The organism is Achromobacter sp. UMC71, from assembly GCF_014170305.1.
In the GTDB taxonomy this organism is placed as follows: domain Bacteria; phylum Pseudomonadota; class Gammaproteobacteria; order Burkholderiales; family Burkholderiaceae_B; genus Achromobacter.
Map to the genome: position 1 here is coordinate 98,746 of NZ_LZZT01000004.1, position 24,505 is coordinate 123,250.

24 protein-coding genes are annotated in these 24,505 nt (G+C 68.4%); 11 read left to right on the forward strand and 13 right to left on the reverse strand.

Annotation, left to right across the window (positions count from 1 at the left end; translation table 11 throughout):
- Positions 1 to 67: 67 nt before the first annotated feature.
- Together A9974_RS01090 and A9974_RS01095 are read right to left on the reverse strand one after the other, a co-directional pair.
- Positions 68 to 1,165, reverse strand: coding sequence for a M14 family metallopeptidase (locus A9974_RS01090; RefSeq protein ID WP_183002352.1), 1,098 nt, complete (start codon positions 1,163 to 1,165; stop codon positions 68 to 70).
- Positions 1,165 to 2,493: an MFS transporter gene (locus A9974_RS01095; RefSeq protein WP_183002353.1), complete on the reverse strand. Its 1,329-nt coding sequence runs from the start codon at positions 2,491 to 2,493 to the stop codon at positions 1,165 to 1,167. The genes A9974_RS01090 and A9974_RS01095 overlap by 1 nt, the downstream gene beginning before the upstream one ends.
- 129 nt (positions 2,494 to 2,622) lie before the next feature.
- Between A9974_RS01095 and A9974_RS01100 the strand changes: the two genes are divergently transcribed.
- Entirely contained in the window at positions 2,623 to 3,543 is a 921-nt protein-coding gene (locus A9974_RS01100) for a LysR substrate-binding domain-containing protein (protein ID WP_255467948.1), read from the forward strand.
- A gap of 46 nt (positions 3,544 to 3,589) precedes the next feature.
- On the forward strand, positions 3,590 to 4,297 hold the full coding sequence (locus A9974_RS01105) for a FadR/GntR family transcriptional regulator (RefSeq protein ID WP_183002354.1): 708 nt from the start codon (positions 3,590 to 3,592) through the stop codon (positions 4,295 to 4,297).
- Positions 4,298 to 4,309: 12 nt separating this feature from the next.
- On the opposite strand, the gene otnK is transcribed toward A9974_RS01105, so the two are convergent.
- The 6 genes from otnK to A9974_RS01135 all read right to left on the reverse strand — a co-directional run bounded on the left by otnK (position 4,310) and on the right by A9974_RS01135 (position 8,832).
- On the reverse strand, positions 4,310 to 5,584 hold the full coding sequence (gene otnK, locus A9974_RS01110; protein WP_183002355.1) for a 3-oxo-tetronate kinase: 1,275 nt from the start codon (positions 5,582 to 5,584) through the stop codon (positions 4,310 to 4,312).
- Positions 5,581 to 6,489: an L-threonate dehydrogenase gene (gene ltnD, locus A9974_RS01115; RefSeq protein WP_183002356.1), complete on the reverse strand. Its 909-nt coding sequence runs from the start codon at positions 6,487 to 6,489 to the stop codon at positions 5,581 to 5,583. The genes otnK and ltnD overlap by 4 nt, the downstream gene beginning before the upstream one ends.
- Complete coding sequence (gene denD, locus A9974_RS01120) at positions 6,486 to 7,463, reverse strand: D-erythronate dehydrogenase (RefSeq protein WP_183002357.1); 978 nt, start codon at positions 7,461 to 7,463, stop codon at positions 6,486 to 6,488. The genes ltnD and denD overlap by 4 nt, the downstream gene beginning before the upstream one ends.
- Positions 7,464 to 7,535: 72 nt before the next feature.
- Entirely contained in the window at positions 7,536 to 8,174 is a 639-nt protein-coding gene (locus A9974_RS01125; RefSeq protein WP_183002358.1) for an aldolase, read from the reverse strand.
- Positions 8,175 to 8,257: 83 nt separating this feature from the next.
- Positions 8,258 to 8,695 carry a hypothetical protein gene (locus A9974_RS01130; RefSeq protein WP_183002359.1) on the reverse strand — a complete coding sequence of 146 codons (438 nt, stop codon included), beginning with the start codon at positions 8,693 to 8,695 and terminating at the stop codon, positions 8,258 to 8,260.
- Entirely contained in the window at positions 8,692 to 8,832 is a 141-nt protein-coding gene (locus A9974_RS01135; RefSeq protein WP_183002360.1) for a hypothetical protein, read from the reverse strand. Before A9974_RS01135 ends, A9974_RS01130 begins: the two co-directional genes overlap by 4 nt.
- Before the next feature lie 37 nt (positions 8,833 to 8,869).
- Here A9974_RS01135 and A9974_RS01140 point away from each other — a divergent pair, with 37 nt between their 5' ends.
- Positions 8,870 to 9,310 carry a hypothetical protein gene (locus A9974_RS01140; protein ID WP_183002361.1) on the forward strand — a complete coding sequence of 147 codons (441 nt, stop codon included), beginning with the start codon at positions 8,870 to 8,872 and terminating at the stop codon, positions 9,308 to 9,310.
- 101 nt (positions 9,311 to 9,411) lie between these two features.
- On the forward strand, positions 9,412 to 9,879 hold the full coding sequence (locus A9974_RS01145) for a MarR family winged helix-turn-helix transcriptional regulator (RefSeq protein ID WP_183002362.1): 468 nt from the start codon (positions 9,412 to 9,414) through the stop codon (positions 9,877 to 9,879).
- A 39-nt stretch (positions 9,880 to 9,918) separates the two neighbouring features.
- Here A9974_RS01145 and A9974_RS01150 read toward each other — a convergent pair whose 3' ends face one another.
- The 4 genes from A9974_RS01150 to A9974_RS01165 all read right to left on the reverse strand — a co-directional run bounded on the left by A9974_RS01150 (position 9,919) and on the right by A9974_RS01165 (position 16,118).
- Positions 9,919 to 11,235 carry an MFS transporter gene (locus A9974_RS01150; RefSeq protein WP_183002363.1) on the reverse strand — a complete coding sequence of 439 codons (1,317 nt, stop codon included), beginning with the start codon at positions 11,233 to 11,235 and terminating at the stop codon, positions 9,919 to 9,921.
- A gap of 150 nt (positions 11,236 to 11,385) precedes the next feature.
- Positions 11,386 to 14,328 (reverse strand): c-type cytochrome, encoded by a 2,943-nt coding sequence (locus A9974_RS01155; protein ID WP_183002364.1) that lies wholly within the window; start codon positions 14,326 to 14,328, stop codon positions 11,386 to 11,388.
- Entirely contained in the window at positions 14,325 to 14,876 is a 552-nt protein-coding gene (locus tag A9974_RS01160) for a (2Fe-2S)-binding protein (protein ID WP_183002365.1), read from the reverse strand. Before A9974_RS01160 ends, A9974_RS01155 begins: the two co-directional genes overlap by 4 nt.
- 84 nt (positions 14,877 to 14,960) lie before the next feature.
- Positions 14,961 to 16,118, reverse strand: a complete 1,158-nt coding sequence (locus A9974_RS01165) for an FAD-dependent monooxygenase (protein WP_183002366.1) — start codon at positions 16,116 to 16,118, stop codon at positions 14,961 to 14,963.
- 243 nt (positions 16,119 to 16,361) lie between these two features.
- On the opposite strand from A9974_RS01165, the gene A9974_RS01170 reads away from it, so the two are divergent.
- From A9974_RS01170 to A9974_RS01195, 6 genes are all read left to right on the forward strand, one after another.
- Entirely contained in the window at positions 16,362 to 17,189 is an 828-nt protein-coding gene (locus A9974_RS01170; protein WP_183002367.1) for an alpha/beta fold hydrolase, read from the forward strand.
- A 40-nt stretch (positions 17,190 to 17,229) separates the two neighbouring features.
- Positions 17,230 to 18,303: a 2,5-dihydroxypyridine 5,6-dioxygenase gene (locus tag A9974_RS01175; RefSeq protein ID WP_183002368.1), complete on the forward strand. Its 1,074-nt coding sequence runs from the start codon at positions 17,230 to 17,232 to the stop codon at positions 18,301 to 18,303.
- The gene (locus tag A9974_RS01180; RefSeq protein ID WP_183002369.1) at positions 18,300 to 18,962 is read left to right on the forward strand and encodes an N-carbamoylsarcosine amidohydrolase; all 663 of its coding nucleotides are present in this window, start codon (positions 18,300 to 18,302) and stop codon (positions 18,960 to 18,962) included. Before A9974_RS01175 ends, A9974_RS01180 begins: the two co-directional genes overlap by 4 nt.
- Positions 18,963 to 19,025: 63 nt before the next feature.
- Positions 19,026 to 21,299 carry a molybdopterin cofactor-binding domain-containing protein gene (locus tag A9974_RS01185; protein WP_183002370.1) on the forward strand — a complete coding sequence of 758 codons (2,274 nt, stop codon included), beginning with the start codon at positions 19,026 to 19,028 and terminating at the stop codon, positions 21,297 to 21,299.
- A 7-nt stretch (positions 21,300 to 21,306) separates the two neighbouring features.
- Positions 21,307 to 22,350, forward strand: a complete 1,044-nt coding sequence (locus A9974_RS01190; protein ID WP_183002371.1) for an XdhC family protein — start codon at positions 21,307 to 21,309, stop codon at positions 22,348 to 22,350.
- 10 nt (positions 22,351 to 22,360) lie between these two features.
- Positions 22,361 to 23,011: an NTP transferase domain-containing protein gene (locus tag A9974_RS01195; protein ID WP_183002372.1), complete on the forward strand. Its 651-nt coding sequence runs from the start codon at positions 22,361 to 22,363 to the stop codon at positions 23,009 to 23,011.
- A 56-nt stretch (positions 23,012 to 23,067) separates the two neighbouring features.
- On the opposite strand, the gene A9974_RS01200 is transcribed toward A9974_RS01195, so the two are convergent.
- The gene (locus tag A9974_RS01200) at positions 23,068 to 23,976 is read right to left on the reverse strand and encodes an alpha/beta fold hydrolase (RefSeq protein ID WP_183002373.1); all 909 of its coding nucleotides are present in this window, start codon (positions 23,974 to 23,976) and stop codon (positions 23,068 to 23,070) included.
- A gap of 106 nt (positions 23,977 to 24,082) precedes the next feature.
- Here A9974_RS01200 and A9974_RS01205 point away from each other — a divergent pair, with 106 nt between their 5' ends.
- Entirely contained in the window at positions 24,083 to 24,493 is a 411-nt protein-coding gene (locus tag A9974_RS01205; RefSeq protein ID WP_255467950.1) for a MerR family transcriptional regulator, read from the forward strand.
- Positions 24,494 to 24,505 lie beyond the last annotated feature (12 nt).

Sequence of the window (24,505 nt, forward strand, 5' to 3'; positions counted from 1 at the left end):
GATGATATAACATTCTGAAAGTAAATCAAGCCGATCCGCAGGATCGGCTCGCTTCGGCTTCAGGGCATCAGGCGCCCGAGGATTCCAGGCCGGACAAGGCTTGCAGCACCGCCACGCGGCTTTGCCCCAGGATGGCGCCGTGCCAATCCGGCGCATCGCAATAGAAGGCCTCGAGCGTCGTCCGCAAGATCTCGTCGCGCAACGCGGGATCGGCGTCGGGATGCGCGCGCAGCCAATTGCGCCCGCGCAGCGCGTCCACCACGTCTTGCGTGGGCAGCGTGCCAAACTCCAATGCCATCAGCGTCGGCTCGGAGGCCGGGCAAGCGTCGTAGATCAGCCCCGCCAAATGGCCGGTGATATCGACCGACGCGGAGGTGCCCTGATAGGGCACGGCGACATCGGCGCCCCACCAGCGCCGGGCCCGCGCCACTTCGGTCTCGTCGCGGCGGCCGGCGTAGATTTTCTCGCCGTGCCCGCGCGGCCCCAGGCCCGTGTGCACGTCGATCCAGCCGACCTGTGTGTAACGGGCCGCGTGCTCGGTCAGGATGCGCCGCAAGTTCAGCAGCGACGCCGCCGGACGGTCACCGCCGTAGAACAGGCCGTCCGCGTGCGTATATTGGCCCCGGGTCACCGCCTGCCTGAGCGCGGGCATGCCATGCTCGGCGACATAAGCGCCAATCTGCGCGCGGTTTGTGTCCGTCGGCGGCCATTGCGCGGGCAGCAGCAGGTCGTGAATCTGCCCGTAGCCGGGATTCTCGGGCAAGGGTTTTTCGCCGAACGGCTGGCCATTGCGGTTCAGGTCGACGTTGCCTTCATCGGTGCGGGCGATCCAGGAAAATCCGTGCGGATTCACTGCATGCACCAGCAACAGGGCAACGCCGGCCCGGCGGGCGCGCGCCAGCATGTCGGCGTCGTCCAGCAGCGCCAGCTGACAGCCCGACCCGCAAAAGCCTTCCACGCCGTGCGTGGCCGAGGTCATGATCAGCAGCCGCCGCGCATCCGCATCGCCAATCAGCGCCACGTCGGTGGCCAGCGCCTCGCCCTCGCGGCCCTTGGGCTCGATGGGATAGGACGCGAAGTGCGCGGCAAGTGGCCGGGCCGCGGCGGCAAAGCGCTCGCGCGCCTGGGCGTAGCTGCGGGAAAAATAGGGGGTCGCGGATTGCATCAGGTCTCCTGGTTGTCGATATCGTCGCCGGTGCGGTCCCGTATCCAGAACAGCACCACCGTGGAAATCGCCACCGCCACCATCAGGTACCAGGCGGGGGCCATGGGATTGCCGGTCACGTGCAGCAGCCACGTCACGAAGAACTGGGCGAAACCGCCGAACACCGAAATCCCCAATCCGTAGACCACCGACATGCCGGTGGTGCGCACGGACTTCGGGAACAGTTCGGGCAGCATGGTGATGCCCGGCGCGGATTGCAATGCCAGCAGTATCGACAGCAACGCCACGACAGTCATCAGCCGCGCGCTGCTGGGCTCGGCGATCAGCCACTGGAAGCACGGCAGCAGCACCGCCACCGTCACCACGCGCGACCAGAAGATCACCCGCTTGCGCCCCACCCGATCCGCCAGCATGCCGACCAGCGGCGCAAATAGAAAGCCCACCGCACCCACCACCACGCTGGCCGACAGTGTGGACGTGGCGGGCAAGCCCAGCTCGCGATGCGCATAGGACGGCATGTAGAAGCCGATGATCTGCGCGCACACCATGCCGCCGATCATCAGCAGGATACCCTTGGCCACCTCGGTCTTGTGCTCGGCGAAGATGCGACGCAAGGGCTGGTTGCCCGCGGCGCGCGGCCGATGGTCATCTTCGTCCGTCGTCAGCGTCTCTTCCAGGTTTCGGCGGATATATGCGCCCACCGGCACCGTCAGGATGCCGATCACGAACGGCAGCCGCCAGCCCCAGGCCTGCATCTGCTCGGCGGTCAGCGCAGCAGTCAGGCCGCCCACCACCAGCGCACCCAGCGCCACCCCCAGTGACTGGCTGCCGAACTGCCAGCTGGAATAGAAGCCACGCCGCGACGGCGGCGCATGCTCGACCAGCAGCGTGGTCGACGCGCCCACCTCGCCGCCCGCGGCGAAACCCTGGATCAACCGCGCCAGCACCATCATCACCGGCCCCGCCAGCCCCATCTGCGCGTAAGTCGGCGCCACGGCGATCAGCCCACAACCCAATCCCATCAACCACAACGTCAGCGTCATGGCGGCGCGGCGGCCGTGGCGGTCGGCGTAGGAACCGATCAGCATGCCGCCCACCGGCCGCATCAGGAAACCCACGCCGAAAGTCGCCGTGGTCAGCAACAGTTGCCCATAGCTGGAGGCCGCGGGAAAGAACAGCGGCCCGATGACCAGCATCAGGAAGGTGAAGACGGTGAAGTCAAAGAACTCCAGCGCGTTGCCGATGGTGGTGCCGGCGATGACGCGCCGGCGCATGGACGGTGTGTGCAGGCTGCGTGCGCCCGCGCCGGCCGTGATGGCGATAGACATGTTTTCCCCTTGATGTCCGGTCCTGGGTTGCCGGCCCGTGTATCCGGAGTCCGCGCACCGCAAGTCCTAGTGAATATACGGATGGCTACCGAAACGGGAAAGACAGTATTTTTGCAGCAGCGATGACTTTTGCTTATATCCCAGACCGTGCCTGCTCCCATGAACCTGCGCCAGCTGCGCGCCTTCGTGCTGATCGCCGAACACCGCAGCATCCGCGCCGCGGCGCGCGCGCTGTGCGTCACCCAACCCGCTGCCACGCGCAGCCTGCGCGAGCTGGAACAAAGCCTGGGCGCCGAACTGGTGCGGCGCAGCGCCAAGGGGGTTGAGCTGACGCCCTACGGCGAAGCGCTGCACAAGCGCGCCGTGCTGATCCTGCAGGAGGCGCGCCGGGCACAGGAAGACATCGACCAGATGCGCGACGGTGAAGGCGGCACGCTGAACCTGGCGATCAGTTCGTCGGCGCTCACGGTACTGCCCGACGCGCTGGCCGCGTTCCGCGCCCGCATGCCGCGCGTGGCGGTGGCGTTCCATGAGGTGGCGGCGCCTTACAGCCACGCACAGCTGGACGCCGGGCGCTACGACCTGGTGGTGCAAACCGAATATGACGGCAACAATTACGACGGCTTTGCGCGCACCACCCTGTTCACGCTGCCGCTGGTGGTGGGCGCGCGGGCCGATCATCCCCTGCGCCATGCCACCGATCTGGCCGAGCTACGCGACCTGCTGTGGCTGATGCCGGGAAATACCCAGACGCCGACCAATCTGCTGCACCTGGCCTATGCGTCGCGCGGCCTGCCCACGCCGACAGATGTGATTCCGTGCCAGTCGATCGCGATCGCGCTGGCGATCCTGGCGAAAAGCGATGCGGTGGGCTTCTTCGTGCGCAACGGCTTTCACCGCGAGCTGGTGCCGCATCCGCTTTGCGTGATACCGCTGGCGCATCCGCTACCGGCGGCGCGGGTATCGATCCTGACGCGGGCCGAGTCGCCGCCGACGCCGGCGGCGCAGTGCTTCATCGATTGCCTGAACGCCGCGCGCGCGGCGGCGTGACACCGCGCGGGGTATCATGGAACGCCCTTTGCCTCCGCCCCATTCCATGGCGTTTCCCCGACTCAACACGCCCCCCACGCTGACCGACACGGTCGCCAAACAGTTGCTCGCCGAGATCGACGAGGGCCGCGTGCTGCCGGGCGAGAAACTGCCCACGGAAACCCGCCTGGCCGAGCAGTTCGGCGTCAGCCGCACGGTCATCCGCGAGGCCGTGTCGCGGTTGCGCCAGGACGGCATCGTCGAGGCGCGCCAGGGCAGCGGCGTCTTCGTCACGGGCCTGGGCGGCAACCGCGCGCTGCGCATCGATGCGGCCGAACTATCGTCGCTGGATGCGGTGCTGCATATCGTGGATTTACGGCGCGCGCTGGAAACCGAAATCGCCGCACAGGCCGCGGCCCAGCGCAGCAAGCGCGACCTGGCCGAGATCGACGGCGCCTTGGCGGCGATCTCCCAGGCCGTCGGCAACGGCGGCGACGGCGTCAAGGAAGACGTCGCCTTTCACCGCAGCATTGCCCGCGCCACCGGCAATCCGTATTTCCTCACGACGCTGGCGTTCGTCAGCCAGTTCCTGGAAGCCGCCACCCGCGTCACGCGCGGCAACGAGGCGCGCCATGCCGACCTGATGCGCGCGGTGATGCAGGAACACATCGCCATCGTCGACGCCATCCGCCGCCAGGACGTGGAAGGCGCGCGCGAAGCCGCCCGCGTGCATATGATCAACGCAGCCAAGCGCCTGCGCCAGGCGCACCGCTAGCCGCGCGGCGCCTCACGCTGGCGGCCGCCGGCCCTGGCTAAAGGCCCGGGTAAAGAAGTCCGCGCCACCAAAATTGCCGGACTTCAACGCGATGCTCATGCGCGTCCGCACCGCTTGCGCATGACCGGCGCACCAGGGTACGCCCGGATCGATCTGCTCACCGATGGCCAGTTGCGTCAGACCCAGCGCTTGCACCACCGCGCCCGAGGTCTCGCCGCCCGCGACGATCAACTGGCGCACCCCTTGCTCCGCCAGGCCCACCGCGATCCGTGCGATGGCGTCCTCGACCAGCACGCCGGCCCGCGCAGCGCCCAGCGCGGTCTGCGCCTGTTGCACGGCGTCAGGCTGCGCCGTGGAATAGATCAGCACCGGCCCGTCCGCCAGGCGCGGCTTGGCCCAGGCCAGCGCCTCCGCCGCAACCGTCTCGCCCGCCGCGATACGCAGCGGGTCCAGCGCCAGCGCAGGCCGCCCCGTCTCGATAAAGGCCGCGACCTGGCCCTGCGTGGCGCTGGAGCAGCTGCCCGCCACCACCGCCTGCAATCCGGGTTCGCGCGGCAGGCTGGCAGCCGCGCCCGCGGCCAAGCCCCAATTGCCCGGCAGACCGATCGCCACGCCCGATCCCGCCGTGACCAACGGCATGCCTTGCAGCGCCGGCCCCAACGCCAGCAGGTCGTCGTTGGAAATCGCATCCACGATCGCGATCTCCACGCCCTGCGCCTGCAAGGCAGCGATACGCGCGCGGATCGCATCGCTGCCGCGCGCCACCACGGCGTAGTCGATCAGGCCGACGCGGCGCGCGGTCTGCGCGGACAGCACGCGCACCAGGTTGGGATCGGTCATCGGCGTCAACGGATGGTTCTGCATGCCCGATTCATTCAGCAGCACGTCGCCCGCGTACAGATAGCCCTTGAACACCGTGCGCTTGTTGTCAGGGAAAGCCGGCGTGGCAATCGTGAAGCCGGTATCCAGCGCCTTCATCAAGGCATCGGCGACGGGGCCGATATTGCCCTGCGGCGTGCTGTCGAAGGTGGAGCAGTACTTGAAATAGATCTGTTCGGCGCCCTGCGCCCGCAGCCATTCCAGGGCGGCCAGCGACTGCGCCACGGCCTCGCCAGCCGGGATCGTGCGGGTCTTGAGCGCCACCACCACCGCATCGGCGGGCTGGTTCAGCGGGGCCGCCGGCACGCCGATGGTCTGCACCGTGCGCATGCCGGCGCGCACCAGGTTGTTGGCCAGGTCGGTGGCGCCGGTGAAGTCGTCGGCGATGCAGCCCAGTTTGATCGTCATGGCGCCTCCGGCAGGCTGATGCCGGGAAAGATCTTGATGACCGCGCTGTCGTCTTCGCCACCGTGGCCCGCGGTCGATGCCTGCATGAACATCTGGTGCGCGGTGGACGCCAGCGGCAGCGGAAACTTGCTGTGCCTTGCGGTGTCCAGCACCAGGCCCAGGTCCTTGACGAAGATATCCACCGCCGACAACGGCGTGTAGTCGCCCGCCAGCACGTGGGCCATGCGGTTCTCGAACATCCAGCTGTTGCCCGCGCTGTGGGTGATGACTTCGTACAGCGCCGCCGCATCCACCCCTTCGCGCAGGCCCAGCGCCATGGCCTCGGCGGCGGCGGCGATGTGCACCCCGGCCAGTAGCTGGTTGATGATCTTGACCTTGCTGCCCGCGCCGGCGCTGCTGCCCAGGCGGTAGACCTTGCCCGCCATGGATTCCAGCAGGTCGCCGCAAGCGGCGTAGGCGGCCGCGCTGCCGGCCGTCATCATCGTCATCTGGCCGGCGGCCGCCTTGGCGGCTCCGCCCGAGATCGGCGCGTCCAGGTAGTGGATGCCCAGCGCCGCCAGGCGCGTTTCCAGGTCCGCCGACCAGTTCGGGTCCACGGTGGAGCACATCACGAATACGCTGCCGGGCCGCAACGACGACGCGATGCCGCCATCGCCGAATAGCACCGTCTCGGTCTGCTGCGCGTTCACCACCACGCTGACCACCACGTCGCAGGCAGCCGCCATGTCCGCCAGCGTGGCGCTAGCCACCCCGCCCTGTTCGGCGAATGCCGCGGCCGCACCCGGCCGGACGTCGTACGCATGCACGCGGCTGCCGGCGCGCCGCAGGCTGGCCGCGATGCCCGCGCCCATGGCGCCCAGGCCGATCACGCCGACGTTGCGCGGCACTTCATTGGCGGTATTCATACCGTCCCCCGCAGATCGTCGCCGATGTAGGCGCGGATGATGTCGGCGAAACCGTTGTCGCCTTCCAGCCCCAGGCGCGCCGCGCGCGCGGTGTCCCAGCCGCCGGGCCAGCTGCCGACGATGGCCTCGACCTTCGGGTCCGCTTTCCAGCTGATGCGGTCGGCGACGGCGTCGCCAGCGATCTCGCGCAGCGCTTGCGCCATCTCGGCCACCGTCACCGACACGCCTGGCAGGTTGACGGGCCGGCGATCGGCCAATGCCCGGGCGTCCAGCTCGCAGCCCGCGATCAGCGCCTGCACCGCGCGGCGCGGCGACAGCAGCCACAGGCGCGTATCCGCGCCCACCGGGCATACCGCAGGCTCGCCGTTCAAGGGTTCGCGGATGATGCCACTGGCGAACGACGACGCCGCCGCATTGGGCCGCCCGGGGCGCACGCTGATGGTGGGCAGCCGCAGCGCGCGGCCGTCGACGAAACCGCGCCGCGTGTAGTCGGCCAGCAGCAATTCGGCGATGGCCTTCTGCGTGCCGTAGGAAGACTGAGGGTTGAGCGCCGTGTCGTCGCGTACCAGATCGGGCAGCGCGCCGCCGTACACCGCGACCGAGCTGGTGAACACCACGCGCGGCCGGTGCCCGCGCAGGCGGCAGGTTTCCAGCAGGGCGCGCGAAGCGTCCAGGTTGATGCGCATGCCCAGGTCGAAATCGGCCTCGGCCTGCCCGCTGACGATCGCCGCCAGATGGAACACGGCGGCCGTGTCGGTGCCGATCAGCGATTCCAGCACAGCGGGGTCCGCGACGTCGCCCTTCACCGAGCGCACGCGAGTGTCGTTGATGGCGTCGGTCTGCACCACGTCGAGCAGGTCGATCTGCGTGATCGGTTCGCGCGACTCACCCAGCGCCAGCCGTCCTTGCTCCAGCAGTTTGCGCGCCAGACGCTGGCCCAGAAAGCCCGCGCCGCCGGTAATCAGTATCTTCATCGCTCGCCTCCTGCGAGTCATGGAGCCGGCGCGCGCGCCAAGGCGGCACGCTTGCGCCGTTCGTCGGACGGTCTAGTCGCGCGCGCCGAAAACGGCGCGTAATTCCTCGATGGCTGCGTCGGACAGGGGCTCGGGCCGGGGATCGGACATGAGCCACAGTCGCGCCGTCTCTTCCAGTTCTTCCAGCGCGAAGGACGCATGCGAGACCGAACGTTCCCAGACCACCGGGCCCAAGCGCTCAAATAGCACGCCGCGCACCTGGGCGGCCAGGGCCGCCACCTGCGCGGCGGCAATCGGATCGCCCGGCCGGCGATAAGGAATCAAGGGAATACGGCCCACCTTCATCACCTGGTACGGCGTGATGGGCGGCAGGACTTCGTCCTGGCGCCACACACCGGCCAGCGTCAACGCCACCAGGTGGGTCGAATGGGTATGCACCACGCCTTGCGCGGCGGGAGCGGCCCGGTAGATGCCCTGATGCAGGGCCAGCGTCTTGGACGGCTTGGCGCCCGAAACCCATTGACCGTCCAGGTCCACCTTGGCCAGTTCAGCCGGGTCCAGCCGGCCCAGGCAGGCGTCGGTGGGGGTGATCAGCCAGCCGTCGTCGAGCCGGGCGCTGATGTTGCCGGCCGCGCCAACGGTGTAACCCCGTTGGTACAGGCTGGCGCCGACGGTGCAGATTTCCTCGCGGATGCGGTTTTGCTTATTCATATGGTCATCATACAAATTTTGCCGAAAAGCCCGGTAGCGGGATTACCCGGAAAGGAGACGACGCCCGCGGGCGCTACGCCTGCCTATAGCGAGTACTTATAGTCGCAGTTCACGGTGGCCGTGAGCGGATTGTTGGCGCCGCCCGACCCCGGACGCGGCCCCATCAGCTTGGCCTGGAACGTGCCCGCCACGTCGCCGTTGGCCTGCTTGCTCACCGCCACGCTGCCCGGCAGCGCATACAGCGTCAACGTCCAGACCTCGTCCGGGGCGACCAGCGTGAATACGCCCTGCGAGAAATCCGACACCACATAGCCGGGGGCCTTGTCGATGTCGAACCGCAGCGTGGACCCGACATAGGTCAGCACCACATTGAGCTCGTCCGACGACGGCGACGGCACCACGCCGCGCAGCGACACCTTGCCGCTTTCCGAGACGCAGGACAGTTCGGCCGGCGCCGACCCGGCGTGGGCAATACCCGCCAGCAGCAGGCAGGACACGAATAGGGGCGCGCGTAGCGTCATGGATCAGGGTTCCCTTGCGGCGGCCGGGCCGATCCGCGGCCGCCTTCGATGATCGAATCGACATAGTAGCGGTTGACCACGAATGCCACGCGCAAATACAACTCGTAATGCGCGCCGCCCGCCAGCCCGGCTAGCATGCCGGCATCGTCTTACCTTCTCCCAGGAGCCCCTCCCATGCCCGGCTTTCGATCCCTCGCCTGCGCCGCCCTGCTCATCCTGGCGCCCGCCATCGGCCATGCCGAAACCGTGACGCTGCAAGCCGAAAAGGCCACCGCCGGCACCGATCCGCATACCTCGGCGCGGATCGTCGACGTGGAGCTCAAGCCCGAAAGCCGCAAGGCCCTGGCCGACTTCACCCGCAATCGTGTCGGCAAGCGCATCCAGCTGCGCTCGAACGGCGTGCTGCTGTCGTCGGCCACCCTGCAAAGTCCGCTGGAAGGCGATAGCTTTCGCATCACGGCGGGCGAACACGGCTTTGCCGGCAAGTCCGCCGAAGAAATCGCCCGCGGCATCATGAGCGGCGGCGGGCTTACGGTGGACGACGAAGGCACCGCTTCGAGCGATTGGGGCACCCGCGCCACCAAGCGGGCGCCGGCCACGACGCCAGGCAGCTAGATCTCGGATAAAACCTTCGGCATCTTCCCGCTGTACCCGTACACTCGCACAGGATTCTTTGAGAAAGATCATGTGTTCACGGCACGGTTCCGAATAGGCTTATGCGCAATATGAAAGGCAAGTCCCCATCCCCCAAGGATGATTATTTGTTTTCCGATCAGATTGGTCACCTGCTACGGCGGGTCTACCAGCGGCATACCGCGCTATTCCAGCAGTACATCCCGGATTCGCAGCTGACCGCGGCGCAATTCGTCGTGCTCTGTTCCGTGCGCGACAACGGCGCTAGTTCGCTGGTCGACCTGGTGAAATCCACCGTGATCGACCAAGCCACCGTGCGCGGCGTAGTCGACCGGCTCAAGCAGCGCGAGCTGGTGCAGGTCGATCACGACCAGCAAGACCGCCGCAAAGTCGTGATCAACCTGACGCCCGCCGGCCACGAACTGGTGCGGCAGATGGAGCCTTTCGCCAAGCAGATCACGGAAGGCACGTTCGGCAAGCTCAATCCCGCCGAACGCCTGGCGCTCGTCTTCCTGCTCAAGAAAATGCTGGAGAACGATGGCGCGGAATAAAGCCCGCCGGCGCGCGCGCCGCACGGGCCTCGGGATGCCTTAGTCCAGCGCGCGGTTGCGCGACTCCACGTCCACCGCCCAGATCGACACGGCGCCCGCCACCAGCATGCTGGACAGCACCACCAGCGACAGCGTGAAGTGGTTGGCCATCAGCGGCGCGATGATGGCCGGCGCGAACAACCCGCCGAAACGCGCCACCGCGCCCGCCATGCCCATGCCGCTGGCACGCAGGTCGGTCGGATAGACCTCGGGCGTGAACGCGTACAGCGCGCCCCAGGTGCCCAGCAACGAGAAGCTCATCAGCAAAGTCGACCCGATCACCACGGCCGGCGCCGTGCCCAGGCTGTACAGCATGCAACCGACCGCGCTCAGGATCAGGAAGCCGATCAGCGTGGGCTTGCGGCCCCAGCGCTCGACCCCGTAGGCCGACAGCGCGAAGCCGGGCAATTGCACCAGCGCCAGCAGCACCAGGAACTCCTGGCCGCGCATGAACGCAAAACCTTCACTGCTGAGCTTGATCGGCAGGTAGACGAACACGCCGTAGTACGCGATGGAAATCAGCGCCCACGCCAGGAACAGCGAGATGCTGCGGCGGCGGTAGTCGGCCGAGAACAAGGCGGACAGCGGCTTGCGCTCTTGCAGCTCGGGCTTGAGCGCCGGCATCTCGGCCGTGCTGCCGTTGACCCGCGCCACGCGCTCGAGCACCTTGCGCGCCTGGTCCGACTTGCCATTGCGGTTCAGGTACATCGGCGATTCCGGAATGTAAAAGCGCAGCGCCACCCCGATCAAGGCCGGCAGGCCGGTCACGAAGAAGATCACGCGCCATGCGTCGTCGCCCCAGGACACGGCGGCCAGCGCCAGCAGCGCCAGGCAGATGGTGCCCACGGCCCAGAACGATTCCAGCAGCACCAGCCAGCGGCCGCGGCGGTCGCTGGGCAGGAACTCGGCCATCATGGTGTAGTCCACAGGCAGCGTGCCGCCCACGCCGATGCCCGTGATGAAACGCAGCAGCAGCAACCAGCTCAGCTCCGGCGCGAAGGCCGACGCAACGCCGGCGCAAGCGTCGATGACCACCGCCATCATCAGCACCGGCCGGCGGCCAATCCGGTCGGCCAGGCGGCCGAACACGAAGGCGCCGATCAGCATCCCGACGAAGAAGGCGGTGCCGGTCTGCAGCGCCTGCGGCATCGTCACGCCAAAGGTCTTGGCAATGGACGGCGCGGAAAAGCCGATCGACAGCACCTGCATCGCGTCCGCCAGCCAGACCAGGCCGAAGATCACGAACAACCGGTACTGGAACTTCCCGACACCCGCTAGCTGGATGCCTTTTTCCACCGAAACATATGAAGCTGACATGTGAGTATTCCCCTTGTGTAGCGAAACGAACGGCGCAAGCGCTCCCCTCGGCGCCAAGCCTGGGCCGATACGAGCTACCGATGGATGGCTGTGCGGAATGACCGACGGCATGCGCACAGCGGCGGGCGGATACGCCCTGGTGTTTTCCCCTTACTGCGACGGCGCGTGCTCGCGCAGCCGGCTAATCATCGTCATGTCCACTGGCCAGTGCTTTTCCTCCGGCGCAAACCGCTCGCGCAAATAGTCGATCAAATCCGCAATCTGCGGGTCATCCAGGCTGTCCTTGAATCCCGGCATGTAGCCCAGTTCATCATTGGCCGGCGCCTGGATGCCATGCAGGATCACCTGGATCAGGTTGTCCGGCGTGGCGGCATGCAGATTGGTGTTCAGCCCCAGCAACGGCTTGGCGCCGAACAGCGTGGGGCCGCTGCCCGCCTCGTGGCAGGCGGCGCAGGCGTTCTGGTAGATGCGCTCACCGTTCACCTGCCTGAACTGCGAGGACAGATCCGTGGCGGGAGCCTGCGCGGCTTGCGCGGCGGGGACGGGCCCCGCCGGTGCCGCGCTGGGCGCGGCGGCTTGTCGGGTTGCTCCGGCAGGGTCCGGCAGGTCCATCAGATAGGTCACCATGGCCCGCACATCACTTTCGGGCAATTCGGCCAGGCCATGGATCACCGGTGCCATCGGCCCCGCGGCCACGCCGTGCCGCGGAGAATAGCCGGTGCGCAGGTATTGGAACAGGCCTTCGCGCGTCCAGGGCAGCGTGCCGTCGGCCAGCCGGTTCAAGGGTGGTGCGGTCCAGCCCTCGGCTTCGCCGCCACTCAGATAGTTCAGGCCGGCCTTTTCCGCGCCCAGGCTGTTGCGCGGAGAATGGCAGGCGGCGCAGTGGCCCGCGCCCTGCACCAGATAGGCCCCGCGATTCCACTCCACGCTGTAGGCAGGATCCGGCGAATACGGGGCGGCGTTGTGGAACAGCAGGTTCCACCCGGCGATCATCGGACGCAGGTTGTACGGAAACGCCAGCTTCGTTTCGGGCGGCTTGGACGCTACGGCGGGCTGCGACATGAGGTAGCCGTACAGCGCCTGCATGTCCGCGTCGCTGAGCTTGGCGAAGGCCGTGTATGGAAAGGCGGGATAGAGCTGGCGGCCGTCCTGGTGGATGCCCTGGCGCATGGCGCGGTCGAAGGCGGCAAAGGACCACCGGCCGATACCGGTGTCGTTGTCCGGCGTGATGTTGGTCGAATACACCGTGCCAAAGGGCGTCTCCAGCGCGAAGCCGCCGGCATTGGCGGCGCCGCCCGGCGCCGTGTGGCAAACGACGCAATCGCCTGCCGCCGCCACCAGCCTGCCGCGCGCGATCGCTTGCGGCGAGTACAACGTCACATCCGGCCCCGCCGTCAGCGGCAATGCCGGCTTCATCGGCCAGGCCATCACCGCCAGTCCGGCCAAACTGGCGGCGCCCGCCGCCAGCCAACCCCAGCCGCGCCGCCACGGCTTGCCGGAGGACTCGGCGCCACGGTCCGCCAACGCGAGCCGCAGTTGCTCCGGCTGGAAAGGCGCCTGCCGCAAGCGCACGCCGGTCGCGTCCTGGATGGCGTTGGCGATGGCGGCCGCGGCCGGCAGCGTGACCACGCCATCCACGTCCAGGCGTCCATGCGATAGCGGACCGATTCCGTTCGGGTCACGGCGGGATAGATCGGTGCTGCCTGCGCGGGTCGTCAGCGCATTGGCAACGCCCGCATCCGCATTCCCCCAGTCATCGAAGGCCGCAGACGGCGCCACCAGCCGGCGCGCGCCCTCCAGCCATTGCGGGGCCTGGTGCGTGATTTCCGGATGAACGCAGGCGCCTTGCGCCGCCTGCAATTGCCGGCTGTCGTGGCCCGCGATCACCCGCGTCACCTCGATGTGCCCAGTCCGCGGTTGCACCGCCACTTCGGCCACCCAGGCGCTCCAGACCACGCGATCTTCGCCGGCCTCATCCACGCACTGTGCCGTGGCCGTCGCGAAGCCGCGCCCCCACAACCGGCCGTCGGCGCCCTGCGCAACGGCATCGCCGCCGACGCTGCCGGCCTGCTCGGCCACCTGCCTGGCCAGGTCGCTGCCGGGCCCCGCCGGCAGATGCCGCAGCCGCCAGGCCAGGGGATCCTCGCCCTGGGCCAGCGCCTGCTCGTGCCACAGGCTTTCCTGGGCAAATACCTGGGCGGCATCGAGGTCGTCCACGCCGGCCTGTGCCGGACCGCAGGCGCCCCGGGCCGCCTGGACGGCCAGATCGGTGCGCACCGAGGCGTACGCGTTGGCGGGCGCGGAGCCGGGGCGGCTCAGCAGGCGCGCCAGGCTCGGGCGCACCGCCCAGGGCGTATCCGACACCAGCGCCTGGGGCAGCCCTTTCGGGCCGCTCGCGGCAATCGTCGTGGCAGGCGACGCCGTTGCCGGTTCAGTGATCGACGTCTCGGCTTGCGCCATGACATGCAAGACCAGCTCGCCGCCCGTCGCCGGCTGGCAGGCCACGCACACCGGCCGGCCCACGGCTTGCGACAGCAGCGCGGCATCGGCCGCGGCGTCCAGCAAGCCCAGCGCATGCACGGGCGCGTCATCGCCGTCGGAAGAGTCATCGCGCCAGAGCGTCACGCGAATCGCCGTCTCAGGCCATTGCAGCAGTTCGGCCAACTCGTGCCTGACCTGGCGCTGTACCTGTTGCGGGCAAGCCGGCAGCCACACGCCGGCATGACCATTCAGGCACCACACGGCGACGCGCGCCGCCGCGCCGCTGGGGTCCGCGGCCATGCGCCAACGGTAGTCGGCCTGCCCGGTATCGGGCAGGCGTTCATTCTTTTCGTGCTCGCCAGATTGCCAGACGGGATTGAACGCGGCGGCGGCCTGGCGGGCCTGCAATGGCGTCATCGCAACCACGCCCGCGAAATGGCCATGCCGCACCGCGTCCACCACCCCAGCCATGCCGCGGGCGCCGGCCACGTCGGCGCTGGCCAGCAGGTTGCCGCGATAGCGCGCACCATCCCAGCTTGCCCGCGGCGGCCGCAACGCCAGGCCGTGCAGCAGATCGGGCGGCAGCGCCGCGGCGTGCGGGAGGTGGCTCATGCCGCGGCCCCGCCCTGCCCGCCATGCGGCCCGGCGAACGATGCCGCTTCGGCGGCCTTCAGTTCCACGGCCCGCAATGCGGCCTGCATGATTTCCACATGCGTGCCGCAACGGCACAGGTTGTGATGCAGCTCGCTGCGCAATTCCTGTTCTGTCGGGCTGGGATTGCGGCGCAACAGGGCTTCCACCGTCATGATCATGCCGTTCAGGCAATAGCCGCACTGCGCCGCCTGGCACTCGATGAAGGCCTGCTGCGTGGGGCCGGGCCGCTGGCGCGTGCCCAGGCCTTCAAGCGTCGTCACGCGCCGCCCTTGCGCCGCCCGGACCGGAATGACACAGGAACGCGCCGCCACGCCATCGATCAGCACCGTGCACGCGCCGCACTCGCCCAGCCCGCAGCCATACTTCGGGCCGTTCAATTCCAGATCGTTGCGCAGCACGTGCAGCAACGCCGTCCCGGGCGCCGCCTGCACCTCGCAGGCGTGGCCGTTGACCCGCAAGCGGATCGGCGGCGGGACGGCGGGGTCGGAATTGGCGGAAGTTCCCATGGCGTGGCAAGTGTTCCAGAGGTCGGCAGGCGGCGGCTGCGGGCCGCGGGAAAGGACCATCCTGTTCCCGAGCCCATAAAAGTATCAGGCCACGGCCTTGGCCGCCGGGTCAATCAGCGGAACCGAGAACACGTCGTAGCCAAAGCACCACGACGGATCCTCATTGGTCCGCAGCCACGTATTGTCGTGCGAGATCCGCTGCACCTTGCTGGCACGCTCGGCGCGGTTGGCCTCGTACAGCGCGAACGCCAGCTCATGGTTGTGCACACCCACTTCCTTGAAGCAACGCGCCAGCATCGCCCCATCTTCGATGGCCATCGCGGCGCCCTGCGCCATGTGCGGCTTCATCGGATGGCAGGCATCGCCCAGCAGCACCAGCCGGCCCCGGCTCCAGAGCGGCAGCGGATCGCGCTCCAGCAGCGACCACTTGGTCACTTCGACCGTCGCGTCGATCAGCGCCTGGACGGTCGGATGCCACCCCTGGAAGGCCTCGCGCATTTCTTCCTTGCTGCTGGCCAGCCAGCGGTCGTTCAGGTCCCAGTGCTCGACCGGCACGCCGGTCACGTAATAGAGCTCGTCGCGCTTGCTGGTCACAAAGTACGTCATCATGTGGCGATCGTCGCTCCACCACTTCACGCAGTCGTCAAACGGCAGCATGCCGGCCTTGACCTGCGGCGTGGGAAATACCGCGCGATGCGCCAGGTAGCCGGCGTACTTGGGCAGTTCAGGGCCGAGCAATTCCTCGCGGATGCAGGAATTGACGCCATCGGCGCCGATCACGATGTCGGCCTCTTCCGTCGTGCCGTCGGCAAAGTGCAGCACCACCAGATCACCGCGGTCCTCGACCCGGGTCAACTGCTTGCCGTAGGCCATCGCGCTGGACGGCAGCGCATCGATCAGCAAGGCGTGAAAATCGCCGCGATGCACCGTCAGGTAGGAGGCGCCATAGTGCTTGACGGCGTAGTCGCCCAAGGGAATCTGCGCCAGCACGTCGCCCGTTTCCCAATGGCGGCTGTACCAGTAATCCGGATGAGAGCCCTGGGCGTTGAGCGCATCCTCGACGCCGATGCGGCGCAGGATCTTCATGACATTGGGGCCCACGTGAATGCCGGCGCCCAGGCGCGAAAAGCCGGGCGCCTGTTCATAGACGCGCACGTTCAGGCCTTGCTGGAGCAGCAGCGACGCGGTCGCGGCGCCGCCCAGGCCTGCGCCGACGACGGCGATTCGGGGGGATTTGGACACGGATATCTCCTTGTAGCGTTTTGAAAATTAGCCCGTACACACTTTAATTTCTGCATTTCGCAGAGAACCTGCCCAGCCATGACTACATAGCGTTTACCCTTTATTTTCTGCACCAATACAGGGCAAATTAGGTGAAAACCATGATAAATATCATGTTGGCGATTCAACTCGATGCCTGCAAGAATAGAGCGTATACGCTGTTTTTCAATTAATCGAAAACCCTAGCCCGCTTACCGAGGCCCCATGAATCCGCCCACCAGCACCTATCTCTACGGCGCCCACGTCCACGCCAACGGCATCCGCCAGCACTACCTGCGCTATGGCGGCGAACGCGCCGGCCGCGACGCGGTCATCGTCATCCCCGGCATCACCAGCCCGGCCGCCACCTGGGGCTTCGTGGCCGAACGCCTGGGCCGCCAGTTCGACACCTATGTGCTGGACGTGCGCGGACGCGGCCTGTCCGCATCCGGCCCCGGCCTGGATTACGGTCTGGACGCGCAGGCCGCCGACGTCACCGCCCTGGCCCAGGCCCTGGGGCTGACGCGCTACGCGCTGCTTGGCCATTCCATGGGCGGCCGCATCGCCGTGCGCGCCGCGCGCAGCGGGCCGTCCGGGCTGACCCGCCTGGTCATCGTCGACCCGCCGGTGTCCGGCCCCGGCCGCCGGCCCTATCCGGCCAACTTGGCTTGGTACGTGGACTCCATCCGCCAGGCCACCCATGGCATGAGCGCCGAGGACATGCGGGCGTTCTGCCCCACCTGGACCGACGAACAGCGCACGCTGCGGGCCCAGTGGCTGCACACCTGCTTTGAACCGGCCATCGTCCAGAGCTTCGAGGACTTCGGCCGCGACGACATCCATGCCGACCTGCCCCGCGTCACCACGCCGCTGCTGCTCATGACCGCCGAACGCGGCGGCGTCGTCGGCGACGACGACGTGACCGAATGGCACAAGCTGGCGCCGCAGACGCAGCACGTGCGCGTCCCCGACGCCGGCCACATGATTCCCTGGGACAACGAAGCAGGCTTTCATGCCGCCCTGGGCGACTTCCTGGGTGCCAAGGTGGCCTGATGCCACGCCCCCCCTACCTTCGCGACCCTAGGAGCAAGCCATGTCCGTCAGCGATACCGACCTGATCCATGCCTGGAAGCAGGTGCTGTCACTCTCCCGGCTCGAACCCGGCCAGATCGTCACCGTGCTCACCGGCGCCGATACGCACCCGCAGACCCTGCGCTGCGCCATCGCCGCCGCCAGCGACATGCAGGCCCGCGTCAACCGGCTGGACCTGCCGCCGGTCAACGCCGAGAAGTCCCTCAGCCGCGATTCCCTGGCCTATCTGGGCACCACGCCGCTCACCGGCAATCCGGCCGCCATCGCCGCGCTCAAGGCCAGCGATCTGGTGCTGGACCTGATGACGCTGCTGTTCTCGCCCGAGCAGCACGAGATCCTGCAAACCGGCACCAAGATCCTGCTGGCCATCGAACCGCCCGAAGTGCTGTGCCGCCTGGTTCCCACGGATGCCGATCGCATCCGCGTGCAGGCGGCCGCCAGGCAGATCGAGGCTGCCGGCCAGATGCACATCACGTCCAGGGCGGGCACGGACCTGCGCTGCCAGCTGGGCAGCTTTCCGGCGATCAGCGAGTACGGCTTCGTCGACCAGCCGGGGCGCTGGGACCACTGGCCCAGCGGCTTCGTGCTGACCTGGCCCGACGAAGGCGAAAGCCACGGCCGCGTAGTGCTTGACCGCGGCGACATCCTGCTGCCCATGAAGGACTACGTCACCGACCCCATCACGCTCACCATCGAAAGCGGCTACGTGGTGCGCATCGACGGCGGCCTGCAGGCCGACCTGCTCAAGGAATACATGGCGTCGTACGAAGACCCCGAGGCCTATGCCGTCTCGCATATCGGCTGGGGCCTGCAACCCCGCGCCCACTGGTCCATGCTGGCGCACTACAACAAGGAAACCCACATCGGCATGGACGCGCGCGCCTTCGAGGGCAACTTCCTCTGGTCGATGGGGCCGAACAACGAAGCCGGCGGCAACCGCACGACCGCCTGCCATATCGACATCCCGATGCGCCGTTGCAGCGTGGCATTGGACGGCCAGCCGGTCGTCATCGACGGCGTGGTCCAGGACGAGGAAGGCCTGGCCCGCGCCAGCCGCCGCAAGGAAACCCTATGACGCCCCCATCCCAGACGATTCCCGCCGGCGTGGCCGGCGACATCTCGGCCTATGCCCGCCAGGGCTTCGGCACGCCGTTGCCGCTGAAAGCGCCCTTCGGCCTGTTGATCATCGACTTCGTCAACGGCTTTGCCGACCCGGCGGTGTTCGGCGGCGGCAACATCGCGCCGGCCATCGCTCAGACCCGTCATCTGCTGGCCCATGCGCGTCAGCAGGGCTGGCCCGTCGCGCACAGCCGCATCGTGTTCTCGGACGACGACGCCGACAGCAACATCTTCTGCCTGAAGGTGCCGGGCATGCTTACGCTGAAAGAGGACAGCCCCAACAGCGCCATCGTGCCTGAACTCGCGCCCGCCGCCGGCGAATACGTGGTGCGCAAGAGCACGCCGTCCGCGTTCTTCGGCACCATGCTCGCGCCCTGGCTGGCCCAGCGCGGCGTGCAGACGCTGCTGGTCGCCGGCTGCGTCACCAGCGGCTGCGTGCGCGCAAGCGTCGTCGACGCCATGCAGTCGGGCTTTCGTCCGCTGGTCGTATCCGACTGCTGCGGCGACCGCGCCCTGGGGCCGCACGAAAGCAACCTGTTCGACATGGCGCAGAAATACGCCGCTGTCATGCCGCTGGCGCAGGCCCTGGCCGACACCCGGGCCATGGCGGGTTGACCCGGATTCTGGCGCCGTGAATTGTCGGCATAATCAGCCCCTGGCCCGGATTGTCGCCATCCCATGAACCTGCCCCAGCCCCATGCGCAGTACGACGCGCTGCTCGCTCACCCCGACGCATTGCTGGTCGTGCGCAAGCCGTCCGCCCCGCCCCGGCCCTCGCCGGGGCAACCGGGGACGGCCTCTGATTACGTCCAGGCGACGCCGGAAATCTTCGTCGCCCTCTGCGCCCAGCCAGACGCACCCGGCTGGCGGGCGGTCGCCTTCAATGGCCACGTCGATCTGGGGACAGGCATTCGCACCTCGCTGGCGCAGATCGTCGCCGAAGAGCTCGACGTTCCACTGGCGCAGCTGGACATGGTGCTGGGACACACCAATGCGGCGCCCAACCAGGGACCGACGATCGCCAGCGCCAGCATCCAGATATCAGCGGTGCCCTTGCGCCGCGCTGCGGCCCAGGCGCGCGAGCATCTGCTGATGCTCGCGGCCGCGCACTGGAACGTTGCGCGCGACGCGCTGCGCGTGCGCGATGGCGTGATCGGTTTCATACAGGACGCCGACCCGCGCACGCTGCACTACGGCGACTTGCTGCGGGGCCGGCACGCACGCCTGGACCTGGCCGCCCCCGACCAGGACGTCAGGCTCAAACCCGCCCAGGACTACCGCATCGTCGGCCAAGGCGTGGCGCGCGTGGACATTCCCGCCAAGGCCACCGGCGAACTGAGCTTCGTGCACGACGTGCGGATGCCAGGCATGCGCCATGGCCGCGTCATCCGCCCGCCGCACCCGGGGCGCGACGCCGGCGATTTCATCGGCCAGTGCCTGATCGATGTGGACCGCGACTCGGTCGCCCACCTGCCCGGCCAGGTCCAGGTCGTGGTGCAGGGCGACTTCGTCGGCGTGGTGGCCGATCGCGAAGAACAAGCCATCGCCGCGATGCGTGCGCTGAAAGTCCGCTGGAAACCCGTGCCGCCCGCGCCCGACCTGCGCGACCTGGCCCGCGCCATCCGCACCCAACCGGCGCGAGCCCGTACCCTGATCGACGACGACGGCTTCGAAGCGGCCTGTGCGGGCGCGGCGCAGCGGCTTGAGCGCACCTACGTCTGGCCGTACCAGATGCACGCGTCCATCGGCCCGTCGTGCGCGGTCGCCGATTTCCGCGACGGCCGGCTGACGGTCTGGGCCGGCACCCAGAACCCCCACATGCTGCGCACCGACCTGGACCGGCTGGTGAAGCTGGGTGAAGACCGCATCGATATCGTGCGGCTCGAGGCCGCCGGCTGCTACGGCCGCAACTGCGCCGACGACGTCTGCGCGGACGCCGCCTTGCTGTCCATGGCGGTGGCCGCGCCGGTTCGCGTCCAGCTGACGCGCGAACAGGAACATCAATGGGAGCCCAAGGGGACGGGCCAGTTGATGGACGTCACCGCCGCCCTCGATGCGCAAGGCGGGCTGCTGGCCTACGACTTCGGCGTGCGCTATCCGTCCAACGACGCACCGTTGCTGGCGCTTTTGCTGACCGGCGGCGTGTCCGGCGAACCCCGCACCCTGGAAATGGGCGACCGCACCGCCGCGCCGCCCTATCGTTATCCGCACCGGCGCATCGTCTGCCACGACATGCCGCCCATCATGCGGGCATCCTGGCTGCGCGGCGTCTCGGCCCTGCCCAACTCGTTCGCGCACGACTGCATGATCGACGAGCTGGCCCACGCCGCGGGCGCGGACCCCGTCGACTACCGCACCCGGCACCTGGACGACCGCCGTGCCATCGAGCTGATCGAAGCCACCGCCGCGCGCGCCGGCTGGCGCCGGTCGACCCCCGGCACGCGTGGCCAGCCCGCCGCCGACGGTCTGCTGCATGGCCGCGGCGTCGCCTATGCCCGCTACGTGCACAGCAAGTTCCCGGGCTTTGGCGCCGCCTGGGCGGCCTGGGTCATCGACCTGTGCGTGCATCCGGACAGCGGCCGCATCCGTATCGATCGCGTCGTCGTGGGCCAGGACACCGGCATGGTGGTCAACCCCGCCGGCGTGCGCCACCAGATCCACGGCAACGTCAACCAGACGCTCAGCCGCAGCCTGCTCGAAAAAGTCAGCTTCAATGACGCGGGCGTGGCCAGCCGCGAATGGGGCGGCTACCCCATCATCGGTTTCAAGGACCTGCCGCCCATCGACGTGCTGCTGATCCCACGCCAGGACGAACCGCCCATGGGCGCCGGCGAATCCGCCTCCGTGCCGGGGCCCGCCGCCATCGCCAATGCGCTCTTCGACGCCACCGGCCGGCGCTTCTACGAAGCGCCCTTCACGCCCGACGCCGTGCGCGCGGTGCTCAACGCATGAGACCCCCATGACCGACATCAACACCCTGGTGCTCGAAAGCGCCGTCGCCTGGCACGATGCCGGGCTGCCTGTCTGGCTGGTCACCGTAGCGCGGACCTGGGGCTCGTCTCCGCGGCCGCCCGGTTCGATCATGGCCATCAACGGCCTGGGCCAGGTGGCCGGCTCCGTATCCGGCGGCTGCATCGAAGACGATCTGCTGGACCGCGTCCGTGCCGGCCGGCTGCAAGCGCGGCCCGGCGGCGCGCCCACCGAAGTGCTGCGCTATGGCGTGCTGGCCGACGACGCGCACCGCTTCGGCCTGCCCTGCGGCGGCACCATCGAACTGGTGCTGGAATCCGTCGGCCCCCACAGCCAATTGCCCGCGCTGCTGGACGGCTGCCGCCGGCGGCGCTGCCTGGAACGTTCGCTGGACCTGGAAACCGGGCAGGCCACCCTGACCGACGGACCGCCCGACCGCATGCCCCAGCTGACCCGGTCCACGCTAACCGCCTGCTTCGGCCCCACCGCCCGCCTCATCGTGATCGGCGCGGGTGACACGACGCGCTTCCTGTGCCAGATCGCGCTGACGATGGGCTTCGAGATCATCGTCTGCGACCCGCGCGACGCGCACGACGACGCCTGGCGCCCCGACGGCGTCGCCTTCACACGGGAAATGCCCGACGACCTGATCCTGCGGCTGCAGCCCGACCGGCGTACCGCCGTCGTGGCCCTGACGCATGACCCCAAGCTCGATGACCTGGCGCTGATCGACGCCGTCCAGTCCGACGCGTTCTACATCGGCGCCATCGGCTCGCGCAGGAACAGCCAGCAGCGCCGCGCGCGCCTGCGCGAACACTTCGGCATGACCGACGGCGACCTCGCCCGGCTGCGCGGCCCGGCCGGCATTTTCATCGGCAGCAAGACGCCCGCCGAGATCGCGCTGTCCATCATGGCCGAAGTGGTGGCCGCCAAGAACGGCGCCCACCATGGCGGCCTGGAAAGCGTGGCCGACGGCAAGGCGCGCACCTCGCGCAGCGCCGAGGCGCCGCACAGCAGCGTCTGCGGGCTATAGGCCGCCGCTCATGCATCCCCCCATCGCCGCCATCATCCTGGCCGCGGGCCAGGGCTCCCGGATGGGCGGCCGCCCCAAGGCGGCGCTGCACGTGGATGGCGTCAGCCTGCTGGAACGCCTGGCGGCGGCCTTGCGCGCCAACGGCGTGGACGCCATCAGCGCCGTCATCGGGCCGTATGCCGCCACCCTGCTGCCGCTGGCCGCGCGCGGCGCCATCCAGCCGCTGCGACCTCCGCAGGAAGCCGGCAGCTTGATCGACTCGCAACGCCTGGGCCTGGCCGCGCACGCCGCCGGCCGCCCCGGCCATGACCTGATGCTGGTGCTGGGCGACCTGCCACTGCTGGATGACGATGCCGTTGGGACCTTGATCCGCCACTGGCAAGCCCGCCCGCCTGACGCCGGCATCATGCAGCCCATCGTCGACGGCGTGCGCGGGCACCCAGTAATTCTCTCGGCCCGCAGCGCCGCGGCGGCCAACGACTTGCCGCCCGGCCTGGGCATACGGGACTGGATGACGCAACAGCCCGGCAGCGTCGCGCCGTTTTACAGCGAACAGCGGGCGTACGTGACGGACCTTGATACGCCTGAAGACATAGAAGCCCTGCGCAAGACATGGCGCGGGTCGAGCGTGCAATGGCCGACGTCATCCGCCTCGATCTAGCCCACCACCGTCGAAGTCATCGGCCCGGCAGCCCTGGCGCGCGGACGCCGTCAACGTCAATGCCCGGTCGCCGCATCAATGAACGCGGCCAGATCACGGTTGAAGCGTTGCGCTTCTTCCACGAAAGGCGCATGACCCGAATCGGTATACACCTTGCTGCGAACGCGCGGATTCAAGCGTTTGGCGCGGTCCATGGACGGCTCCGCCTGCACCAGCGCATCGTGTGCGCCGTAGATCAGCAGCAACGGCTTGCGCACCCCGCCCAGGCCAGCCGGGGCCGCGATCGTCATTGACGGCACAGCGGCCTGCATCTGCGGCGCGGCCAGGGCCGCGTTGGCGAGCAGGCGTTGGAACATGACCGGATCGGGCTGCGTCTGAAAGCACAGCGCCAGGAAGGCGCGTTCGGCATCCAGACGCGTCTTCAGATCGGCCGACACCAAGTCGCGATAGACATCGGGATGGGCCGTGATCTGTGCCGCATTCAACTCGATCACGCCGCCGACATAGACAGCGCCCGCGATGCGGCCGTCGCCGTAACCGGCCAGGTAATTCGTCGCGACCGCCGCGCCCAACGACCAGCCCACCAGCACCGGATCGCGCGCGCCGGAAGCGGCGATCACCGCCGCCAGGTCGTCCGCCCAGCGGCGGCCGTCGGTATAAGCCTGCGGCGCCGCCGGCTTGTCCGACAAGCCGTGGCCACGCAGGTCATAGGTAATCAGGCGGTAGCGCTGCAGCAACGGGCTGGACACCTGGGCGTCCCAACTCAGGTGGCTGCCCAGCAAGCCATGGACGAAAACGACCGCCGGGCCTGCCGGGTCGCCCGACTCCTGAACCGCCAGCGTGACGCCGTCGGGCGCGGTCACGCGGTACTGCCTGGTCTCTGCAAACGCATTGGCCATCGCAGCCACCAGGGCAACGGCGGCCAGCACTAGGCGAAAACGGCAAAAAAGGGTGGGGTGCAGCATCACGGCTGGCTCCTGGATTCCATAGGGATTTCCAGTCTCGACCCTCACACTGATGGTAGAGTCAAGCACTCCGCGACACCTCAGGCGCCACCCGCCTGCCCCAGACATGAAGATCTCGCCCTCCGCCGGTCCGGCGGCAAGCACCATGCCAGCCCCCATGCCGATCGGCGCGCTCGCGCGGGCAACCGGCGCAAGCATCCGGTCGATCCGTCACTACGATGAACATGGCCTGCTCGCTTCGGCGCGCGCCGACAACGGCTACCGCCTGTTTTCGGCCCAGGCGATCGTGCAGGTGCGCCAGATCCAGCGCCTGATCGCGACCGGCTTCAGCCTGGCCGAGATCCGCGGATTTCCCGACTGCATGCGCATGATCGAAGGCGCGACGGCCTGCTCGGAGACGTCCTTGGTCCAGCGACAGCGGCTGGCTTCGGTCGAGCGGCAGATCGCCGATCTCGAACGCCGCCGTACGCGCCTGCGCCAGATGCTGGCCGAAGGCGCTGCCGCGTCACCGAAGTAGACGCCAGGCCCG

What these genes read in the sequence shown, in the direction of transcription:
- A9974_RS01090 (WP_183002352.1), bottom strand. Translation starts at nt 1,165, where the DNA reads ATGCAATCCGCGACCCCCTATTTTTCCCGCAGCTACGCCCAGGCGCGC.
- A9974_RS01095 (WP_183002353.1), bottom strand. Translation starts at nt 2,493, where the DNA reads ATGTCTATCGCCATCACGGCCGGCGCGGGCGCACGCAGCCTGCACACA.
- A9974_RS01105 (WP_183002354.1), top strand. Translation starts at nt 3,590, where the DNA reads ATGGCGTTTCCCCGACTCAACACGCCCCCCACGCTGACCGACACGGTC.
- otnK (WP_183002355.1), bottom strand. Translation starts at nt 5,584, where the DNA reads ATGACGATCAAACTGGGCTGCATCGCCGACGACTTCACCGGCGCCACC.
- ltnD (WP_183002356.1), bottom strand. Translation starts at nt 6,489, where the DNA reads ATGAATACCGCCAATGAAGTGCCGCGCAACGTCGGCGTGATCGGCCTG.
- denD (WP_183002357.1), bottom strand. Translation starts at nt 7,463, where the DNA reads ATGAAGATACTGATTACCGGCGGCGCGGGCTTTCTGGGCCAGCGTCTG.
- A9974_RS01125 (WP_183002358.1), bottom strand. Translation starts at nt 8,174, where the DNA reads ATGAATAAGCAAAACCGCATCCGCGAGGAAATCTGCACCGTCGGCGCC.
- A9974_RS01130 (WP_183002359.1), bottom strand. Translation starts at nt 8,695, where the DNA reads ATGACGCTACGCGCGCCCCTATTCGTGTCCTGCCTGCTGCTGGCGGGT.
- A9974_RS01135 (WP_183002360.1), bottom strand. Translation starts at nt 8,832, where the DNA reads ATGCTAGCCGGGCTGGCGGGCGGCGCGCATTACGAGTTGTATTTGCGC.
- A9974_RS01140 (WP_183002361.1), top strand. Translation starts at nt 8,870, where the DNA reads ATGCCCGGCTTTCGATCCCTCGCCTGCGCCGCCCTGCTCATCCTGGCG.
- A9974_RS01145 (WP_183002362.1), top strand. Translation starts at nt 9,412, where the DNA reads ATGCGCAATATGAAAGGCAAGTCCCCATCCCCCAAGGATGATTATTTG.
- A9974_RS01150 (WP_183002363.1), bottom strand. Translation starts at nt 11,235, where the DNA reads ATGTCAGCTTCATATGTTTCGGTGGAAAAAGGCATCCAGCTAGCGGGT.
- A9974_RS01155 (WP_183002364.1), bottom strand. Translation starts at nt 14,328, where the DNA reads ATGAGCCACCTCCCGCACGCCGCGGCGCTGCCGCCCGATCTGCTGCAC.
- A9974_RS01160 (WP_183002365.1), bottom strand. Translation starts at nt 14,876, where the DNA reads ATGGGAACTTCCGCCAATTCCGACCCCGCCGTCCCGCCGCCGATCCGC.
- A9974_RS01170 (WP_183002367.1), top strand. Translation starts at nt 16,362, where the DNA reads ATGAATCCGCCCACCAGCACCTATCTCTACGGCGCCCACGTCCACGCC.
- A9974_RS01175 (WP_183002368.1), top strand. Translation starts at nt 17,230, where the DNA reads ATGTCCGTCAGCGATACCGACCTGATCCATGCCTGGAAGCAGGTGCTG.
- A9974_RS01180 (WP_183002369.1), top strand. Translation starts at nt 18,300, where the DNA reads ATGACGCCCCCATCCCAGACGATTCCCGCCGGCGTGGCCGGCGACATC.
- A9974_RS01185 (WP_183002370.1), top strand. Translation starts at nt 19,026, where the DNA reads ATGAACCTGCCCCAGCCCCATGCGCAGTACGACGCGCTGCTCGCTCAC.
- A9974_RS01190 (WP_183002371.1), top strand. Translation starts at nt 21,307, where the DNA reads ATGACCGACATCAACACCCTGGTGCTCGAAAGCGCCGTCGCCTGGCAC.
- A9974_RS01195 (WP_183002372.1), top strand. Translation starts at nt 22,361, where the DNA reads ATGCATCCCCCCATCGCCGCCATCATCCTGGCCGCGGGCCAGGGCTCC.
- A9974_RS01200 (WP_183002373.1), bottom strand. Translation starts at nt 23,976, where the DNA reads ATGCTGCACCCCACCCTTTTTTGCCGTTTTCGCCTAGTGCTGGCCGCC.
- A9974_RS01205 (WP_255467950.1), top strand. Translation starts at nt 24,083, where the DNA reads ATGAAGATCTCGCCCTCCGCCGGTCCGGCGGCAAGCACCATGCCAGCC.